The organism is Vibrio sp. YIC-376 (assembly GCF_052353105.1).
In the GTDB taxonomy this organism is placed as follows: domain Bacteria; phylum Pseudomonadota; class Gammaproteobacteria; order Enterobacterales; family Vibrionaceae; genus Vibrio.
Window position 1 is genome coordinate 204,886 of record NZ_JBBWFK010000004.1, and the last position, 19,914, is coordinate 224,799.

The 19,914-nt window shown below is 45.9% G+C and carries 19 protein-coding genes; 2 read left to right on the forward strand and 17 right to left on the reverse strand.

The annotated features are described in order from the left end of the window. Positions 1-26 precede the first annotated feature (26 nt). A complete protein-coding gene (locus WJM94_RS09890; protein WP_444494079.1) occupies positions 27-629 on the reverse strand; it encodes a YitT family protein in 603 nt (200 codons plus the stop codon). A gap of 346 nt (positions 630-975) precedes the next feature. On the opposite strand from WJM94_RS09890, the gene glyA reads away from it, so the two are divergent. Next, positions 976-2,226 carry a serine hydroxymethyltransferase gene (gene glyA / locus WJM94_RS09895; RefSeq protein WP_444494080.1) on the forward strand — a complete coding sequence of 417 codons (1,251 nt, stop codon included), beginning with the start codon at positions 976-978 and terminating at the stop codon, positions 2,224-2,226. A 275-nt stretch (positions 2,227-2,501) separates the two neighbouring features. On the opposite strand, the gene lipA is transcribed toward glyA, so the two are convergent. From lipA to leuS, 12 genes are all read right to left on the reverse strand, one after another. Then, positions 2,502-3,467 (reverse strand): lipoyl synthase, encoded by a 966-nt coding sequence (lipA, locus tag WJM94_RS09900; RefSeq protein ID WP_444494081.1) that lies wholly within the window; start codon positions 3,465-3,467, stop codon positions 2,502-2,504. Then, complete coding sequence (gene lipB / locus WJM94_RS09905) at positions 3,464-4,126, reverse strand: lipoyl(octanoyl) transferase LipB (protein WP_444494082.1); 663 nt, start codon at positions 4,124-4,126, stop codon at positions 3,464-3,466. The genes lipA and lipB overlap by 4 nt, the downstream gene beginning before the upstream one ends. 176 nt (positions 4,127-4,302) lie before the next feature. After that, complete coding sequence (ybeD, locus tag WJM94_RS09910) at positions 4,303-4,581, reverse strand: DUF493 family protein YbeD (protein ID WP_444494083.1); 279 nt, start codon at positions 4,579-4,581, stop codon at positions 4,303-4,305. A 139-nt stretch (positions 4,582-4,720) separates the two neighbouring features. Next, on the reverse strand, positions 4,721-5,899 hold the full coding sequence (locus tag WJM94_RS09915) for a serine hydrolase (protein ID WP_444494084.1): 1,179 nt from the start codon (positions 5,897-5,899) through the stop codon (positions 4,721-4,723). 93 nt (positions 5,900-5,992) lie between these two features. Further along, positions 5,993-6,796 (reverse strand): septal ring lytic transglycosylase RlpA family protein, encoded by an 804-nt coding sequence (locus WJM94_RS09920; protein WP_444494085.1) that lies wholly within the window; start codon positions 6,794-6,796, stop codon positions 5,993-5,995. Positions 6,797-6,798: 2 nt separating this feature from the next. Beyond that, positions 6,799-7,920, reverse strand: a complete 1,122-nt coding sequence (gene rodA, locus WJM94_RS09925) for a rod shape-determining protein RodA (RefSeq protein ID WP_444494086.1) — start codon at positions 7,918-7,920, stop codon at positions 6,799-6,801. Then, positions 7,920-9,845 (reverse strand): penicillin-binding protein 2, encoded by a 1,926-nt coding sequence (gene mrdA / locus WJM94_RS09930; RefSeq protein WP_444494087.1) that lies wholly within the window; start codon positions 9,843-9,845, stop codon positions 7,920-7,922. Before mrdA ends, rodA begins: the two co-directional genes overlap by 1 nt. Positions 9,846-9,874: 29 nt before the next feature. Next, complete coding sequence (gene rlmH / locus WJM94_RS09935) at positions 9,875-10,345, reverse strand: 23S rRNA (pseudouridine(1915)-N(3))-methyltransferase RlmH (RefSeq protein WP_444494088.1); 471 nt, start codon at positions 10,343-10,345, stop codon at positions 9,875-9,877. A gap of 4 nt (positions 10,346-10,349) precedes the next feature. Further along, positions 10,350-10,667 carry a ribosome silencing factor gene (gene rsfS / locus WJM94_RS09940; RefSeq protein WP_444494089.1) on the reverse strand — a complete coding sequence of 106 codons (318 nt, stop codon included), beginning with the start codon at positions 10,665-10,667 and terminating at the stop codon, positions 10,350-10,352. Between the two features lie 88 nt (positions 10,668-10,755). After that, on the reverse strand, positions 10,756-11,775 hold the full coding sequence (gene holA / locus WJM94_RS09945; protein ID WP_444494090.1) for a DNA polymerase III subunit delta: 1,020 nt from the start codon (positions 11,773-11,775) through the stop codon (positions 10,756-10,758). Positions 11,776-11,780: 5 nt separating this feature from the next. Then, the gene (locus WJM94_RS09950) at positions 11,781-12,323 is read right to left on the reverse strand and encodes an LPS-assembly lipoprotein LptE (RefSeq protein WP_444494091.1); all 543 of its coding nucleotides are present in this window, start codon (positions 12,321-12,323) and stop codon (positions 11,781-11,783) included. Between the two features lie 157 nt (positions 12,324-12,480). Continuing rightward, positions 12,481-15,057: a leucine--tRNA ligase gene (gene leuS, locus WJM94_RS09955; RefSeq protein ID WP_444494092.1), complete on the reverse strand. Its 2,577-nt coding sequence runs from the start codon at positions 15,055-15,057 to the stop codon at positions 12,481-12,483. Between the two features lie 154 nt (positions 15,058-15,211). Between leuS and WJM94_RS09960 the strand changes: the two genes are divergently transcribed. Continuing rightward, positions 15,212-15,682 (forward strand): zinc ribbon-containing protein, encoded by a 471-nt coding sequence (locus WJM94_RS09960; RefSeq protein ID WP_444494093.1) that lies wholly within the window; start codon positions 15,212-15,214, stop codon positions 15,680-15,682. A gap of 42 nt (positions 15,683-15,724) precedes the next feature. Here WJM94_RS09960 and lnt read toward each other — a convergent pair whose 3' ends face one another. The 4 genes from lnt to WJM94_RS09980 form a co-directional block, all read right to left on the reverse strand. Further along, positions 15,725-17,242: an apolipoprotein N-acyltransferase gene (lnt, locus tag WJM94_RS09965; protein WP_444494094.1), complete on the reverse strand. Its 1,518-nt coding sequence runs from the start codon at positions 17,240-17,242 to the stop codon at positions 15,725-15,727. Positions 17,243-17,276: 34 nt separating this feature from the next. After that, positions 17,277-18,176, reverse strand: coding sequence for a CNNM family magnesium/cobalt transport protein CorC (gene corC / locus WJM94_RS09970; protein WP_444494095.1), 900 nt, complete (start codon positions 18,174-18,176; stop codon positions 17,277-17,279). 105 nt (positions 18,177-18,281) lie between these two features. Next, entirely contained in the window at positions 18,282-18,746 is a 465-nt protein-coding gene (gene ybeY, locus WJM94_RS09975) for an rRNA maturation RNase YbeY (protein WP_444494096.1), read from the reverse strand. A gap of 2 nt (positions 18,747-18,748) precedes the next feature. Continuing rightward, positions 18,749-19,846 (reverse strand): PhoH family protein, encoded by a 1,098-nt coding sequence (locus WJM94_RS09980; RefSeq protein ID WP_444494097.1) that lies wholly within the window; start codon positions 19,844-19,846, stop codon positions 18,749-18,751. Positions 19,847-19,914: the final 68 nt, after the last annotated feature.

Here is a 19,914-nt window from a genome sequence, read left to right on the forward strand (position 1 = left end):
AGCCTTTTTCTTTTTCGTCGAGGTTATTAAGAGCCGTAGGTAACGGAGTAGCGATGTGGCTTGTGGTTCATGGCGAGTACCAGGTTAAGTGCGAATGCGCCTAAAGCGGACAACGCGATAATCCAAGGTGAAACGAAGAACATGGATGCTAATACAATACACACATCAATCGCCATTTGGCTCTTGCCGACTGATATTCCGAATTTATCCTGGATAACCAGGCACAATACGTTAAAGCCGCCCAGGCTAGAACGGTGACGGAATAAGATCAGCATACCTAATCCCATCAGTAGCCCGCCTGCAACAGCGCAGTAGATTTCGTTTACAGACTCTAGCGAGATCAGTAAATAAAGATGATCGGCAAAAATTGAGACTAAAGCACCAGAAATGACACTGTTGATTGCAAAGTGACGCCCAAAACGTTTCCAAGCTAACAAATAAAAAGGAGTGTTAATCAAAAAGTACAGCACACCAAAGGTAAAAGGTGTAAATTGGCTAATAAGCAAAGCCAATCCCGTTGTTCCTCCAGTAAGGAGTTGTGCGGATTGGAGAAAGAAAACGCCTTGAGCAACCAAAAAGGTTCCCGTGAGAATCGCTATCCAGTCTTCTTTTAGTGAGTGTTTTTCCATCAAAGTTTCAGTCATCGGTGAGAAACAAGGCTGGCATCATAGTAAAAAGATGATCTTTTCGGTAGCTAGAGGGTAAAATTTGCGGTAAACCTATGTAATTGCTGTTTTACAGGGTGTAAAGCACAAAATTGACAGTAATGACTGTTGTTCAAATGATTGCAACTTCGACATGATATTTATTACTAGTCATCATGAAAAAACTGCATGAGAAAAATTTAAATTTTCTCTTTATGACACAGATCAAATTATGTAGAATGCGCGCCATTAGGGTGACGAAAACGTTTGCGCTCGGTCATTAAACAGTTTTTTTGCCAATTTCAGTACTAATCTGAGTCAGGAGATACAGATGCTTAAGCGTGATATGAACATCGCAGATTACGATGCGGAACTGTTCGCAGCTATCCAGGAAGAAACTCTTCGCCAGGAAGAACACATTGAACTTATCGCTTCTGAAAACTACACAAGCCCACGTGTAATGGAAGCTCAAGGTTCTCAGCTAACGAACAAATATGCTGAAGGCTACCCAGGCAAGCGTTACTACGGCGGTTGTGAGTACGTAGATAAAGCGGAACAATTAGCTATCGATCGTGCATGCAAACTATTTGGTTGTGAGTACGCGAACGTACAGCCTCACTCAGGTTCTCAAGCAAACAGCGCAGTTTACATGGCGCTTCTAAACCCGGGCGACACAGTACTAGGCATGAGTCTGGCGCACGGTGGTCACCTGACTCACGGTTCACCAGTAAACTTCTCTGGTAAGCACTACAACGTTATCCCTTACGGTATCGATGACGCTGGCCAAATCAACTACGACGAGATGGAAGCTCTAGCGCTTGAGCACAAGCCTAAGATGATCATCGGTGGTTTCTCTGCTTACTCTCAAATTGTTGATTGGAAGCGCATGCGTGAAATCGCAGACAAAGTTGATGCTTACCTATTCGTAGATATGGCGCACGTAGCAGGTCTTATCGCTGCAGGTGTTTACCCAACTCCAGTACCATATGCTCACGTAGTAACAACTACGACGCACAAAACACTAGCAGGTCCACGCGGTGGTCTTATCCTGTCTAACGCTGGCGAAGAGATGTACAAAAAGCTGAACTCAGCTGTCTTCCCTGGTGGTCAAGGTGGCCCTCTAATGCACGTTATCGCTGGTAAAGCAGTAGCGTTCAAAGAAGCGATGGAACCTGAATTTAAAGCATACCAAGCTCGCGTAGTTGAAAACGCGAAAGCAATGGTTGCTCAGTTCCAAGAGCGCGGTTACAAAATCGTTTCTAATGGTACAGAAAACCACCTGTTCCTGGTTGATCTAATCGACAAGAACATCACTGGTAAAGAAGCTGACGCAGCACTAGGTGCAGCGAACATCACCGTAAACAAAAACTCAGTACCAAATGACCCACGTAGCCCATTCGTAACGTCTGGTATCCGTGTTGGTACTCCAGCGATCACTCGTCGTGGCTTCACTGTAGAAGACGCAAAAGAGCTAGCGAACTGGATGTGTGATGTTCTTGATAACATCGACAACGAAGAAGTTATCGAAGCTACTAAGCAAAAAGTGCTAGATATCTGTAAGCGTCTACCAGTTTACGCATAATTGTTCTTCATAGAGTGAGCCGATTTCGGTGTCGAACATACTCATTTGCTCGCGCAAATTCCGTGTGTTCTCCTAGAACTCGACTCATCTATTTTGAAAATTGATATATTCAAGGTCCTCAATTGAGGGCCTTTTTGTTTGTCTGGCGTTTGGAATGGGTTCGGTATTCCCTACAAGCTAGGAATGAGCGTAGTAGGGAATCTCTTTTCTCTGAGCTATAGATACAAAAAAGGTTGGCGTAGTGCCAACCTTTTCAGTGAGTTATCTCGAGTTACTTACTTAATCTCAAGACCTTGAGCCTGCATGTCGGCATGGTATGAAGAGCGAACAAATGGACCACATGCTGCATGCGTGAAGCCTAGTTCTAGTGCGATTTCTTTTAGCTCGTCAAACTCTGATGGCGGAACGTAACGTTCGACTGGCAAGTGGTGACGGCTTGGCGCCAGGTACTGACCAAGTGTCAGCATTGTTACGCCATGCTCGCGCAGATCTTTCAGTACTTCGATGATCTCTTCTTTTGTCTCACCTAGTCCCATCATCAGACCCGATTTAGTCGGTACGTTTGGATGCTGCTCTTTGAATTTCTTCAATAGTTGTAGAGACCACTTATAGTTCGCACCAGGGCGAGCTTTACGGTACAGACGTGGTGCAGTTTCCAGGTTGTGGTTGAATACATCTGGCGGGTTATCTTTCATCAGATCCAGCGCTACGTCCATACGACCACGGAAGTCAGGAACCAGAGTTTCAATCTTAATGTCAGGGTTCAGCACACGAATCTCGCGGTTACAGTCAGCAAAGTGCTGTGCACCACCATCACGTAGATCGTCACGGTCTACTGACGTGATTACCACATACTTCAGTTTCATGTCAGCGATGGTTCTTGCCAGTTTTTGTGGCTCTTCTGCTTCTGGAGGCAGTGGACGACCATGAGCAACGTCACAGAAAGGGCAACGACGAGTACAAATTGCGCCAAGGATCATAAAGGTCGCAGTACCGTGGTTAAAACACTCAGCCAGGTTAGGGCAAGACGCTTCTTCACATACTGAGTGAAGCTTGTTCTTACGCATTGCTGCTTTGATGTCTTGAATTCGTTGGCTATCGGCTGGTAGCTTGATCTTCATCCAATCAGGCTTACGCAGCACTTGTTTCTGCTCTGTAGGCATGTTCTTTACTGGAATCAATGCCATTTTGTCGGCGTCACGATATTTAACGCCTTTTTCCATCTGGATTGGTTTGCTCATGCTTTATTACCTTGAGAAGGTGCTTCTGTGCTGAATTCTACTTGCTCGTAATTGAGCAAAGTAACAAGTTCTTGTACGAGTTGTTTTTCTACGGCTTCTACATTGTCTGGTCCGCCTAATTGGCTAACCTGAACCATTTCCATGCCTTCATAGCCGCAAGGGTTGATACGTAGGAATGGTGTCAAATCCATATTTACGTTCAAGGCGAGACCATGAAAGGAGCATCCTTTGCGAATGCGTAGACCGAGAGAACATATTTTCTTGCCATCGACATACACGCCCGGAGCGTCTGGTCGTGCTGCAGAGTCGATATTGTATGCTTTTAGCGTGTTGATCACGAGGTTCTCGATGTTGGTAACGAGATCTCGTACACCTAATTTTTTGCGACGCAGGTTAATCAGGAAGTAGGCCACGAGTTGACCCGGACCATGATAGGTCACTTGACCTCCGCGGTCGCTTTGTACGACAGGAATGTCTCCAGTGTTGATAAGGTGTTCAGCTTTGCCGGCCTGACCTTGGGTAAATACTGGGTGATGCTCTACCAGCCAAACTTCATCAGGTGTTTCTTCTGTGCGTTTGTCGGTGAACTCATGCATTGCCTTCCATACCGGCTCATAGTCCTGGCGGCCAAGTCGTTTCACAACAAGTTGGTGTTGCATGGCATTTCCTGTCGCTATTTTATAAAGTGTTCGGATTATAAACTGGATAATCCATCTACTCTACCGTTGAGTAACAGTTTTTTAACTCAAAGGTGAATGATTTTTTACTATCCTGTTGATAAATAAAAAGAAAGCAGCCGTAGCTGCTTTCAAAAAAAATTTAAAATATCAAATAATTACAGAACCATGCGAACAATCTCGATTTCGCCCAGTTCTTTGTAAAGGATCTCAACCTGCTCGATTGAGGTCGCAGTAATATTGATAGACACCGAGTGGTAGTTGCCCTTAGCACTTGGTTTTACTGATGGGCTGTAGTCACCTGGAGCATGGCGCTGGATTACTTCAAGAACAAGTTCTGGAAGCTCAGGCTTTGCATGACCCATTACCTTGTAAGTAAAAGAACAAGGGAACTCAAGCAGGTCTTTTAATTTTGCATCAGAGTTGATGGTTAGCATATCGGTAACTCCAGTTGGTATTCGTTGCGGTGCGAAATAGTACAGTCAATTTAAGGTGAACTCAAGGTTAGGCTCACAAACTTAAAAAGCCGCTATGGTAGGCGGCTTTATGAATCGGTTTGTTAATCTTTAGCTGTTTTTAGAAGAAGCTCTTAACTAACAATACGATGTAATCCCACATGCGGCTAAACAGGCTGCCTTGTTCTACTGTTTCAAGTGCCATCAATGGGTATTCGGCAATATCTTGACCATCGATTTGATAGTATAGTTTACCAACTACATCACCTTTATTAATTGGGGCTTCTAGCTCTTTTTCAAGTACGAAGCTTGCTTTTAGGTTTTTCGCTTCACCGCGCGGTAGGGTGACGTACGTATCTTTATCCAGACCCAGTGCAACCGTGTCTTTGTTACCCATCCACACTTTCTCTTCTACGAACGTTTCGCCAGCTTTGTGTGGAGCAACGGTTTCGAAGAAGCGGAAGCCGTAGCTCAGCAGCTTTTTGCTTTCTGATTTACGTGCGTTCGCATCTTTAGTGCCCATTACTACTGCAACCAGACGCATCTGGCCTTCAGTCGCTGAGCTTACCAGGCTGTAGCCTGCGTTGCTTGTGTGGCCCGTTTTGATACCGTCAACGTTCATGCTCTTATCCCAAAGCAAGCCGTTACGGTTGTATTGAGTGATGCCGTTGTAGGTGAATTTCTTCTCAGAGTAAACACGGTACTCATTTGGTACATCGCGGATAAGCGCTTTACCAAGCAGAGCCATGTCGTATGGTGTTGAGTACAATTCTGGGCTATCTAAGCCATGAACGTTGGCAAAGTGTGAGTTGGTCATACCCAGCGTATTTGCCCATGCGTTCATCAGATCGACAAAAGCATCCTCAGAACCTGCGATGTGTTCTGCCATTGCCACACATGCATCGTTACCAGACTGGATGATGATGCCGCGGTTCAGGTCTCTTACTTTTACTGTCGTACCAACTTCGACGAACATTTTTGAAGAGTCCGGGAAGTTTTTCGCCCATGCGTTTTTACTGATGGTTACGTCATCATCTTCTGAAATATTACCACGTGCTAGCTCTTGGCCAATGACGTAGCTGGTCATCATTTTCGTCAGACTCGCAGGAGACAATTGTGTGTTCATCTCTTTTTCTGCCAGTACTTTACCTGAATGGTAATCCATCAAAACGTAGCCTTTCGCTGCGATTTGAGGGGAATCTGGTACCACGATAGGTGAGGCTAGAGCTGATTGAGCGAAGGTTGCAGAAAGGGCAACCGATGAGACGAAAATAGATTTCACAAACTTATTTTTATTCATGGTAATTCAAATTTTTGGGTTTAACTGCGGATATCTTATCAGAATCACCAGTGATATTCAGAGGGGATTCAATGAGAAATCGATGAACCTACGTCATTTGGCAGTGTTGTGTTTTTTAATAAAGGCAGACGGATAGCCAAGCAACTTTACTTTATCCAGTGTGGCTTGCGTCAGTGAATAGTCACTAAACGGGCCTAATAACAAGCGATACGACTCTTTCGCATTTTCAAGGAAAGTTTCCGTATCCAGCTTTTGACCGAGTTCTGTCCCTAAAGTTCGGGCGCTATTTTCATTTTTTGAAGATGCGACCTGAATTACGTATTTAGGGTGGTTGTCTAATGACTTTTTATCTGTTGGTTTGTCTACACTAATGACTTCTATTTTGACATTCGCTGTACCTGTTTTAATGACGCCCAGCTTATGAGCTGCGGCATAGCTCAAATCAATGATTCGGCCATCGTGGAATGGACCTCGGTCATTCACACGTACAACCGTTGTTTTGCCATTATCGGTATTTGTTACTTTCACATAGCTCGGCAGCGGAAGCGTTTTGTGTGCCGCTGTCATAGAGTACATGTCGTAAATTTCGCCGTTTGAGGTCAAATGTCCCTGAAATTTTTTACCATACCAGGACGCGCGGCCTTTTTCTGAAAAACCTTTCGCATCACGAACTATTTGATAGTTCTTACCTCGCAGGTAGTAATCTCTATTACCCCCTAAGCTATAAGGCTCATATTTTGGGTAGGCATCTTCGATATGATCAACCGACAGCGGTGCATCAGGTGCGACATCGGACTCGAGTTCGTAACGACCATCCTGTTTTTTCTGGCTGGTTGATGAACAGCCAGCCAAAATGATCGCAGAAAAAACTAAGGAATATAAAGCGCGTTTTTGCATGTCTAGGTCGCCTTAGAGAATGCTTTCCGGTGCGTGTGGATCGACATTAATATGCCAAACCCTGCCATCAGTGTCACCATAGAGGTGCCGCCGTAACTAATTAAAGGTAGTGGTACACCTACAACAGGTAGGATGCCACTTACCATACCGATATTTACAAAAATGTACACGAAGAAGCTGAGTACAATACTGCCCGCCATCATTCGTCCAAAAGCAGTCTGTGCCTGACTAGCAAGGTAGAGGCCTCGACCAATAATAAAGAGATAGATGGCTAATAAGCATAGAAAGCCAATCATACCCCATTCTTCAGCAATTACTGCAAAGATAAAGTCAGTGTGTCGCTCAGGAAGAAATTCCAGTTGCGACTGTGTACCATGTAACCAACCTTTACCAGAGATGCCACCGGAGCCAATCGCAATTTTACTCTGGATAATATGATAGCCCGCCCCTAAAGGATCGGACTCAGGGTTAAATAGCGTTCGTACTCGAGTTTTCTGATACTCACGCATCAGGAAAAACCACAGTACTGGAATAAATCCGCCCAGAGCGACAGCCGCTGCAGCAATGATTTTCCAGCTGATACCGGCAAGGAAGATAACAAAGATACCCGAAGCCGCGATCAGGATGGATGTTCCCAAGTCAGGCTGCTTGGCAATTAATATTGTGGGTACGCACACCATAACCAGTGCGATTGTCAGCGTCTTAAAGCTTGGCGGAAGCGGTTGACGACCAATGTAGCGTGCAACCATTAACGGCACCGCAAGTTTCAGCAACTCAGATGGCTGGAACCGAACGAATCCGAGGTTGAGCCATCGCTGTGCACCTTTGGATGCTTCACCAAAAAACAACACGCCAAACAATAAGATAACGCCGGCAGCAAACATCATAGGCGCTAAGCTCTCGTAGGTTCGCGGTGAAAGCTGAGCAAGTACTATCATCACGACCAGCGATAGCACCATACGCATCGCCTGGCGATCCATCATCGTCAAGCTTTTACCGCTAGCGCTATACATGATCACCAAACCAAACGCCATCAGTGCCAGTATGCCCAGCAGCAGCGGCAAGTCGATATGGAAGCGTTCAAACAGGGCGCGGTTTTTTCCTGTAGAGGGATCCATTTTCATTATTGTGTTGCCTCTTTTTTCTCGTTGGCAATATCTTCTTCAGGCTTAATTTCTTCAGGGCCAAGTACTACTCGGTCAAAGATTTTTCTCGCCACTGGCGCACCATTACTGGAGCCACCGCCCGCGTTTTCAAGTACCACAGTCACGATAACTTTTGGCTCATCAAACGGAGCAAAACCTGTGAATAAGGCATGGTCACGCAAATGCTCGGCAACTTGGTCGGCTTTGTACACTTCGTCTTCAGCCAGACCAAATACTTGCGCCGTACCGGATTTACCTGCAGTTTCATAGCTCATGTCGGTAAAGGAACGACGTGCTGTGCCTCGTACTCCATGGTTGACTCTGTGCATCCCTTCTTTTGCCATGTCCCAGTATTTTTTCGGTACATTCCTAATCGGCGGATAGGTTACGAACTCTTCAGTGTGTTGCTCATCAAATTCGCCGCCATTATTGATAGAGGCTTTAAGTAAGTGAGGTGCGGTGACGTTGCCGTCGTTAACGAGTACAGAGGTTGCTTTGGCAATTTGCATTGGTGTTGCTGTCCAGTAACCCTGACCGATACCGACAGGGATGGTATCGCCTTTATACCAAGGTGTTTTATGGCGAGATAACTTCCAGTCACGTGTTGGCATATTGGCTTTACTTTCTTCGTAAATGTCGATGCCGGTGTAATCGCCAAATCCGAACATCATCATCCAATTTGAAATACGGTCAATACCCATGTCGTAGGCGACTTGATAAAAGAAGGTATCCACCGATTCTTCAATGGATTTGATGACATCGACGCGGCCATGGCCCCAACGCAACCAGTCGCGGAACGGACGAGTATCTGAGTTAGGAATGCGCCAGTAGCCAGGGTCACTACGTGTTGTTTTCGGCGTGATAACCCCTTCTTGTAATGCTGCTACCGCCATAAATGGTTTGATGGTGGAGGCGGGCGGATAAATACCTAATGTAGCTCGGTTAACCAGCGGGCGGTTTTTATCGTTGAGTAAGTCTCGGTACGCTTTTCCTGAGATACCATGCACGAAAGCATTAGGATCGTAGCTCGGGCTTGAGACCATGGCTAATATGCCGTTGTCTCTTGGGTCGAGTACCACCGCGCTACCGCGTCTGCCGTCGAGTAACTGATGGACATACAACTGCAAATTAATGTCGAGATTTAAGACAATGTCTTTACCCGGGATAGGTGGTACGAATTTCAGAGTGCGGATCACGCGTCCACGGCTGTTGACTTCGACCTCTTGGTAACCCGCCGTCCCGTGTAACAGATCCTCGTAGTATTTTTCGATACCCAACTTACCAATGTCACGAGTGGCTTGGTAGTTTGAATCTTTTTCTTCACGGACCAGACGCTGTATATCGCGATCGTTAATACGAGAAACGTAGCCAATCACGTGAGTAAGAACTTCACTAAATGGATAGTAGCGTTTGAGCGTCGCGCTGATTTCTACACCCGGAAAGCGGTATTGGTTAACTGAGAATACAGCAACTTGTTTTTCATCGAGTTGGGTAAGTAGAGGCACAGATTTAAAGCGACGAGTGCGCTTTTGCTCACGATGGAAGCGTTCAATTTGTTCTGGAGTGACTTCCAGAATGGTTTGTAGCTCTTCGATGGTCTTGTCGATGTCTTTTACTTTTTCTGGAATCAGCTCCAGGTTAAAGACTGGGCGGTTTTCAGCCAGCAAGACACCGTTCCGATCATAAATGAGCCCTCGATTAGGCGCGATCGGAACGATCTTAATACGGTTGTCATTTGAGCGAGTCTGATAATCTTGGAACTGGTTAACCTGAATGTTGTACATATTGGCTACCAGCAATCCCATTAAAACGACGATGCCGACAAATGAAACGATAGCACGGCTGGCAAACAGACGTGCTTCGGCTTGGTAATCTCGAATTTGAGTGCGGCGTTTACGAATCATTAACGCTTGTCTCTGAGTTTAAATGGCGATTATTCGCGGTGATAAGGGTGGTTAGCAGTAATGCTCCACGCTCGGTATAAGCTTTCAGCCATTACAATACGTACCAAAGGATGTGGTAACGTTAATGCTGATAAGGACCAGCTTTGATCTGCAGCTGCTTTACACGCAGGTGCCAGACCCTCAGGACCGCCAATTAAGATCGACACGTCACGAGCATCCAGTTTCCAGGCTTCCAATTGCTCCGCCAATTGCGGGGTGTCCCACTTTTTACCAGGGATATCTAACGTGACGATGCGGTTTCCTTTTGGCACGGCTGCCAGCATCGCTTCACCTTCTTTTTGCAAAATACGGGCGATATCGGCATTTTTACCGCGTTTGCCTGCTGAGATCTCTACCAACTCAAGTGGCATGTCATGTGGGAAACGACGACGGTATTCCTGGAACCCTTCCTCGACCCATTTAGGCATTTTTGTCCCAACGGCAATTAATTGAATTTTCAAAAGATTAGCCCCAGAGTTTTTCTAGCTGGTAGAGTGCTCGGTGTTCTTCCTGCATTACGTGAAGCATGGCATCACCCATATCCAGAACCACCCATTCACCTTCGTTCTCACCTTCCATGCCAAGAGGTACAAGACCTGCTTTTTTCACTTCAGACGCAACGTGATCAGCGATGGATGAAACGTGGCGCTTAGACGTGCCCGTACAGATGATCATGTAATCTGTCACACTCGATTTGTCTTCCACATTCAGGATAATAATATCTTCCGCTTTCATGTCGTCGGCTTTATCAGCTAAAAAGTCTTTCAGTTCTTCGCGAAGCACTCTGTTTTCCTCGGTTTGTATCTTGTATCTGACCTATTTTGCTTGGTTATCGGCAAAATAGGCTGCGCACTATACCACGCTTTGATTTTTAAATTGCCAGCTTAATATCAGGAGAGCAGGTTTCCAGACTCAATTGATGAATAGTTGGCCATACAGATTCTTCATATTGGGTTTTGGCTTTAATCTCGGCCTGTGTCAAGAGCGATAGAAGTTTATATATTCGGCTGGCTGTCAATCGAGTTAACGCAGCGTTATACAGTGGACGCTTATTCTGCCACACCCGGTGTTTTTCAAACACTTGACTGATGCTCATTTGAGTCAAATCCTGATGCATGTTCAGAAGTTGGCTGAACTCTTTTTGTACGCTGCGGATGAGAATGACCGCCTCGACGCCTTCAGCTTCGAGTTGCCTCAGAATTCGTTGAGCACGATTTGCTTTTCCTGCCAATAAAGCATCAATCCAGTTGAAGGCCGTAAAGTGGTTGTGGCGACTTAAGGCTTCTTCTAAGCGCACGATGGTAAGCTCACCATCGGGATAGATCAGCGCCAGTTTCTCTAAGCTTTGCGACAGTGCGAAAAGGTTTCCTTCATGCCACTGCGCTAACATTTGTAACGATTGTTGGTCAGGTTTTAACCCCAGAGTTCGACAGCGAGCCTGAATAAACATCGGCAGGCGTTGAAGCTCTGGCGTCAGGCAGCTTACCCAGTCGCCTTTTGCGCTCAGCGCTTTAAACCATTTACTGTTTTCCTGAGCTTTGTTCAGTTTGCTGCCAATAATGACAAGCATGATGTCGTCATGCATCATCTCAGACAGAGTTTGTAGCTCTTTGCTAACGGTGGTCGTGATGCCGCTTTCCGGTATTTCGAGCTCAATCAACTGACGACTTGAGAACAAACTGAGCGCCTGGAAGCAATCATAAACCTGATTCCAGTCGATGCTTGAATCCACGGCAAAGCGGTGCTTTTCTTCGAAGCCGTGTTGCAGTGCGGTTTTTTGGATTGCCTGACGGCTCTCTTGGATTAACAGCGGCTCATTACCAAAGATCAGGTAAATAGGCTTGATGTGTTTGGCTAAATGTTCCGCCAGCTTGTCAGCATAAACTCGCATGTTAATTAAGAATTCGTATTAGTGATTGGCTCGTTAATTTCGCCTGATTCGTATTCTGCACGGACGCGACCTAACTGACGCATCATCTGCTTAGCGGCTTGTAAGTGCATTTCATCTTTAATCACATCGCGTTCTACAGACTTCGCCAATGCGGTCAGTGGGTTATCCAGGTAGTTACGGTTTACGGTTGTTGTATAGTTTTTCGAACCATGTCCCGGAATGGTGACGCGATACTGCACGATATAAGTCAGCTCTTTCTCTGCCGCTCGGCTGTTTTGATATAGCGATAGCGTGCGCTCGTCGAGAGTCGTTTCAATTAAATGCAGATTTGGTACGGTTGATGATGGCTCAACCAAGTCAACTTTGTTCAGCTTTAGTTGTGAGCGCACATAACGCGTTAGCTGGTTATATTCATCGTAGCTTGTGAATGACATTGTGTGCAGCTCTTCCGGTACGGAATACTCGCCACGGAGGTGAAAACCACAGGCAGAAAGAAGGCCAGTTAATACCAATACCACAGGTAGTTTAATCAAAGAGAAAAAGCGCATTGATTGTATTCATCCTAAATTGAAGATGGGGTTATTTACCTCAACCCACTTAAGAGCAAATGGGTTGAGGTAAATAAACAGGGTGATTGCTCACCCTGTTTAATGACTCATATTTAGCGAATTAGTTCGCTAAGCATAGAGAAATTGCAATCTGTGATTAGTTTGCAACGATGTTTAGAAGCTTACCTGGAACGTAAATTACTTTACGGATGGTTAGGCCATCGGTGAACTTAGTAACGTTCTCATCACTTAGACCAAGCTCTTCAACTTGCTCTTTCGTTGCGTCTGCCGCTACGGTCAGTTTTGCACGTAGTTTACCGTTTACTTGAACAACGACAGTTTTCTCGTCTTCAACCAGTGCTTTCTCATCGTAAGTTGGCCACGTTGCGTTGTCGATGTCTGATTGACCAAGCGCAGCCCATAGTTCGTATGAAATGTGCGGAGTGATCGGGTAAAGCATTACAATTACCGCTTTCAGAGCTTCATCAAGAATTGCGCGATCTTGCGCTGATTCTTGTGGCGCTTTACCTAACTTGTTCATCACTTCCATGATTGCTGCGATAGCCGTGTTGAAAGTCTGACGACGAGCCACATCATCGGTTACTTTAGCGATGGTCTTATGAACGTCACGACGAAGCGCTTTTTGATCAGCAGAAAGTACAGCAGCGTCAACCGCTTCTGCAGCTCCTTTTGATGTGTGCTCATTCACTAGTTTCCAAACACGTTTCAGGAAGCGGTTCGCACCTTCTACGCCAGACTCTTGCCATTCAAGTGTCATGTCTGCTGGAGAGGCAAACATCATGAACAGACGAACGGTATCTGCACCGTATTTGTCTACCATTTCTTGAGGGTCGATACCGTTGTTTTTCGACTTAGACATTTTGATCATGCCTGAGTGCTCAACGTTGCGACCTTCGCTATCGATAGCTGAAGTGATGCGACCTTTACCGTCACGCTCAACTTTCACGTCAGTAGGAGCAACCCACTCTTTACCGCCTTTTTCGTTCTCGAAGTAGAACGCATCAGCCAGCACCATGCCTTGACATAGTAGTTGCTTGAATGGTTCATCAGACGTTACGTAGCCAGCATCACGGAGAAGTTTGTGGAAGAAACGTGAGTACAGTAGGTGCATACAAGCGTGCTCGATACCACCGATGTACTGGTCTACTGGTAGCCAGTAGTTTGCTTTTTCAGGATCCAGGATGTCGTCCGCTTGTGGTGAACAGTAGCGTGCGTAGTACCAAGAAGATTCCATGAACGTATCGAACGTGTCAGTCTCACGTAGAGCTGGTTCGCCGTTGAATGTTGTCTTCGCCCACTCTGGATCGGCTTTGATTGGGCTTGTTACGCCATCCATAACCACGTCTTCTGGAAGAATCACTGGTAGCTGGTCTGCTGGTACCGGGTGAACTACGCCATCTTCAGTGGTTACCATTGGGATTGGTGCACCCCAGTAACGCTGACGCGATACGCCCCAGTCACGTAGACGGAAGTTAACCGTCTTAGTGCCTTTACCTTCAGCTTCTAGCTTGGCTGCGATTGCATCGAATGCAGCCTGGAATTCCAGACCGTCGAACTCGCCTGAATCAAATAGAACGCCTTTCTCGGTGTACGCTGCTTCAGAGATGTCCAGTTCGCTGCCGTCAACTGGCTTGATGACAGGAACGATGTCCAGGCCGTATTTGGTTGCGAATTCAAAGTCACGTTGGTCGTGAGCTGGTACTGCCATAACAGCTCCTGTACCGTAATCCATCAATACGAAGTTAGCGACGTATACTGGTACTTCACGGCCATTCAATGGATGAATTGCAATAAGGCCAGTAGCCATACCTTTTTTCTCCATTGTTGCAAGCTCAGCTTCTGCCACTTTCGTGTTCTTACATTCTTCGATGAATGCAGCAAGATCAGGGTTACTTTGCGCTGCCATTGTAGCTAGAGGGTGACCTGCTGCGATACCAACATAAGTCACACCCATTAGAGTGTCAGGGCGAGTCGTGTAAACTTCCAGGTCTTGAGCTTGGTCTTTTACTTGGAACTTAAGTTCAACACCTTCAGAGCGACCAATCCAGTTACGCTGCATGGTTTTCACCATTTCAGGCCAACCTTCAAGATTGTCTAGATCGTCTAGTAGCTCTTGTGCGTACTCAGTGATCTTGATGAACCACTGAGGGATCTCTTTTTGCTCTACCGGTGTGTCACAACGCCAGCAGCAGCCATCTTCAACCTGCTCGTTAGCCAGTACAGTTTGGTCGTTTGGACACCAGTTAACTGATGAAGTCTTCTTGTAAACCAAGCCTTTTTCGTAAAGCTTAGTGAAGAACCCTTGTTCCCAACGGTAGTATTCAGGTGTACAAGTTGCGAATTCGCGATTCCAGTCGTAGCCAAAACCTAGCAATTTAAGCTGGTTTTTCATGTACTCAATGTTTTCGTAAGTCCATGGTGCTGGCGCTGTCTTGTTTTTTACCGCTGCGTTTTCAGCAGGCAGACCGAACGCATCCCAACCAATCGGTTGCATAACGTTTTTGCCTTGTAGGCGTTGGAAACGAGATACTACGTCACCGATGGTGTAGTTACGCACGTGACCCATGTGCAGTCGACCACTTGGGTATGGGAACATAGATAGACAGTAGAATTTTTCTTTATTTGGGTCTTCACTTACAACAAAGGTCTTGTTGTCATCCCAGTGCTTTTGAACTTTCTGTTCAATGTCTTGTGGGTTGTATTGCTCTTGCATCGATGATATCCGGTTATCTTGGAATTTGTGAGTTCGGTTAGAACAGACTTAAATAGATCGTCATAGAATACCTAAAGCTAGGGATCACAACAATAGCCAATCTGTACCCTTGCGTACTCAAGTCACGCAGGCAGGAGAAAGATGGAGGTCAGTTATGCCTAAACGTAAAACAGGTTATGAGGAAATGCTTGAGGATGTGATTGAAACCTTGAAGCACAGTCCCGAAGAAGTTAACAAAGCGATAGAGACGTCAGGCAAAGTGGTGGAGGCCGCTAATGACCTGACCAAAGATGAGTTGGCTTTAATTAAAGCGTACGTTAAATCTGATTTAAAAGAGTTTTCAGAAAGTTACGAAGAGAGCAAAAGTGGACCTTTCTACTTAACTGTCGCAGATACTATTTGGCAAGGATTGTTAGAGATCACCGACAGAACTAAAGTTGAGTGGGTTGAGTTGTTTGATGATCTTGAACATCAAGGCCTGTATGAGGCTGGCGAGGTGATAGGTTTAGGCACTTTGGTTTGCGATGAATGTGGCCATAAAACGACGTACAATCACCCAACCATTATCATTCCTTGTATCAAGTGCGGTCATACCGGCTTTAGTCGACACTCTTTAAAGCCTTAACAAGAAAGGAAAAAGAGGCTACAACGCCTCTTTTTTTATTGGTTACTTTTTCTTTCTTGTCAGCCACCATCCAAGCATCAAGCTCAACGCGACCCAGATATACAATGGCCACGTTCCAAGGATGCGGTAAGGCGTTTGCCCATCGGTAGGCGTCAGCTCAGCACGCAGCACTGCCGTTTCAAATTGAGGCACTTGTTCAACGATCTTTCCTTTGTGGTCAGTTACTGCTGTTAAGCCGTTATTCGTAGAACGAATCAGAGGCTTGCCCAGTTCCAGAGCACGCATACGGGCAATTTCCATATGCTGAAGCGGACCGATTGAGTGACCAAACCATGCATCGTTAGAAAGTGTCAGAATGAAGTCAGTTTCGTCATTCACGTTTTGGCGCACTTGCTCGTTAAAGATGATTTCATAGCACAGTGCTGGTGCCATATGCATACCATTAGCAACAATATTTGGCTGGATGAATGCACCACGGCTGAATGAGGACATCGGCAAGTTAAAGAAGGGCGCAAGTGGACGCAAGATGTTCTCAAACGGTACAAATTCACCAAATGGCAGTAAATGGTGCTTGTGGTAGCGCTCATTCAAATCAAAGCTGTAATCACCGTATGGTGTGACGCCTAGCGAAAGAATGCTGTTGTAGAACTGGCGATCTTCTCCTTGATTCACAACGCCTGTAATGACGGCGCTGTGGTTCATTTTTGCTGCACTGTCTAAATTTTGCAGGAATGAAGGCACTTCAATTTCAAAAGCAGGTATAGCGGCTTCAGGCCATACAATAATGTCAGCATCCCAGTTTTCACGAGTTAAATCGGTGTACTTCATAATGGTCGGCCAGCGCTGAGTTGGTAACCATTTCAGTTTCTGGTCAACATTGCCTTGGATTAACGCGACTTTAGTCACGTCTTGTGGGCGAGGCGTAACCCAGTCGTATTGACGAATACCATAGCCTGTACTCAGCAATACTGCAGGAATTACAACCATTAACCACTGCTTATGAATCCAGGCGTAAGCGAGTGCTCCTGCAGAAATCAGAATCAACAAAGTAAGAAGTTCTACGCCACCGATAGGGGCAAAACTTGCAAATGGTGCATCGATCTGACTGTATCCAAGCCATAACCAGGGGAAGCCCGTCATGACCCAGCCACGCAGCCAATCGGTGATCAGCCAAAGCGCAGGAGCCGCAAGGAGTACTTTGCTTAAGGTAAATTGAGGGAAGAATTTGTTATTTAACCAGGCAAACAGACCTGAATAGACCGCCAAATAGGCGACTAATAGACCCATCAAAAATAGATTGGCAATCAGCGGCATGCCGCCAAAACCAGAAATACTGACGTAAACCCAGCTGACGCCGGTAGCAAATTGGCCAAGACCCCATGAATAACCGATCCAAAGTGCGCGTTTAGGTGCTTGATTGGCAAGAAGGATGAACAGTATCGCAGGGCTAAGAATAGCGATAGGCCATAGTTGATAAGGAGCAAAAGCTAGGGTAGTGGAAGCGCCAACAAAAGCGGCCATTAGAGGCCGCTTGAGGCGATGAAAGAGTACATTCATCATTATATTTTTCTGATATTCCCGGTAGGGTATCGCGTTACTCTTGAGTGGCTTCAACCAGTGTCTCTTCGTCTGGAATAGTCACTTGGAGTTGAATGACACGACGGTTATCGGCAGCGGTGACTTTGAAGTTATAACCTTCAATTTCAACCAGTTCACCGCGAGAAGGTAAGTGGCCAAAGGCAGTCATTACCATACCGCCGACAGTATCCACCTCTTCATCGCTGAAGTTGGTGCCGAATGTCTCATTAAACTCTTCAATCGTTGTCAGAGCTCTGACAGCAAACGTGTGTTTGCTTAGTTTACGAATGTCTGTCTCTTCAGATTCGTCGAACTCATCTTCAATATCGCCGACGATCTCTTCGAGGATATCTTCAATGGTCACCAGACCAGAAACACCGCCGAATTCATCAACAACAATCGCCATATGATAGCGTTCTTCACGAAACTCTTTTAGCAGGCGGTCAACTCGTTTACTTTCCGGAACCACAACTGCAGGTCGAATTACTTCTTCAATATCAAATGGGTTGCTGCCTGAGCCTAAGTATTTAAGTAAGTCCTTCGCTAATAGAATGCCTTCCACATGGTCTTTGTCTTCGCTGATCACTGGGTAGCGAGAGTGTTGAGCATCCGTAATTAGTGCGATTAACGTATCTAAATCGAAAGTGCGTTCAACAGTAACCATTTGCGAGCGCGGGATCATGATGTCACGTACACGCATTTCGGAGATTTCCATAACACCTTCGAGCATATCGCGGGTGTCATGGTCAATCAGGTCATTTTCCTCTGAGTCGCGGATAACATCCACAAGCTCTTGGCGGTCTTTAGGATCGCCTTGAAATAGTTGACCTAGACGTTCAAAGAAGGACTTTCTACTCGGACCTTCTGCCTTTTCTTTTTTACCTTCGCTAGAAGAGGGAGAATTATCTTCGTTCATTGTTTCTCTAATAAGTAACGCTATCAGATGTGTGATAGCTCACATAGAAAGGCGACCATGAGGGTATTTTAAGTGATTCGCCTTTCCCAGTTGAGCAACCAGCGGTTACTCCTTTTCAGCAATATATGGATCTTCATAACCCATACCTTGCATGATTTCTGTTTCGAGGGACTCCATCTCTTCGGCTTCGTCATCCTCGATATGATCATAACCTAACAGATGCAAGCTGCCATGTACAACCATATGAGCCCAATGTGCTAAAAGCGGTTTGTTCTGCTCTATGGCCTCTTTTTCAACTACTTGGCGACAGATAACTAAATCACCAAGCAGATCCATTTCCATACCCGGAGGCACTTCAAATGGAAAAGAGAGCACATTCGTTGGCTTGTCTTTACCACGATACTCATGGTTGAGCGTATGGCTTTCTTGCTCATCGACAATGCGAATGGTCAGTTCTGCCTGAGGCTGGAACAGAGGGATCGTCTTATCCAGCCATAATTGAAAGTCTTCTCTTGAAGGTAATCCTTCTTCACTTTCGACTGCCAGTTGAAGGTCAAGTTCAATCGCCATTATTATTCCTTAGCTGCCGCTACTTGAGCGCTTAATTCTGCTTTTGCTGCCTCGAGCAGTTTGGCATCTCGTTCATCTCGACGACGCTTTTCAAACTCTTTACGCTCTTTCTGGTCTTGCGCTTCCCATTTCTCGTAAGCGTTAACAATACGAGCAACGACAGGGTGGCGTACCACGTCGTCTGCCTGGAAGAAGTTGAAACTGATGTCTTCAACTTCGTTCAGTACTTCGATGGCATGACGCAGGCCTGATTTCGCACCACGCGGCAAGTCAATCTGAGTCACGTCACCAGTAATAACAGCACGCGAGTTAAAGCCAATACGTGTTAAGAACATTTTCATTTGTTCTACCGTCGTGTTTTGACTTTCATCCAGAATGATAAATGCATCGTTCAGGGTACGGCCACGCATGTACGCCAGCGGTGCCACTTCAATAACGTTTCGCTCGATAAGCTTTTCAACTCTTTCAAAGCCTAGCATTTCGAACAAAGCGTCGTATAGTGGACGAAGGTATGGGTCTACCTTTTGGCTCAAGTCGCCAGGTAGAAAGCCCAGTTTTTCACCGGCTTCAACGGCAGGGCGAGTCAAAAGGATACGACGGATTTCTTGACGTTCCAGAGCGTCAACAGCTGCCGCTACCGCCAGATAGGTTTTACCTGTACCAGCAGGACCAACACCAAAAGAGATATCGTGTGTCACCATGTTAACCAAGTACTGAGCCTGGTTTGGTGTACGTGGCTTAATCACGCCTTTTTTGGTTTTAACGAAAACTTCTTTACCGTGTGCAATATTGGACTCGGTGTTTTGTTCCAGAACACCTGACTCTTTGATAGCTAAATGGATCTGTTCAGGTTCGATATCTGGGATCTCACCACGCACTGGTGCGGTATCGACATAAAGAGTTTTCAGGATATCCAGCGCAGCTGCTGAGGTGTGAGGTTGACCAACAATGGTGAAATGGTCACTACGGTGGTTGATTTCAACGCCCAAACGGCGTTCTAAATGCTTGATGTTGTCATCGAAAGGACCGCACAGGCTAGCAAGTCGGCGGTTGTCTGAAGGTTCTAGGTTAATTTCTAGAGTTACGATTTTATTGCTCAATGTTGCCTCTCATTTTTGCCACTTTGTGAGAGCCTGATAACGACCAGGCTCTCTATGGCTATCTATAC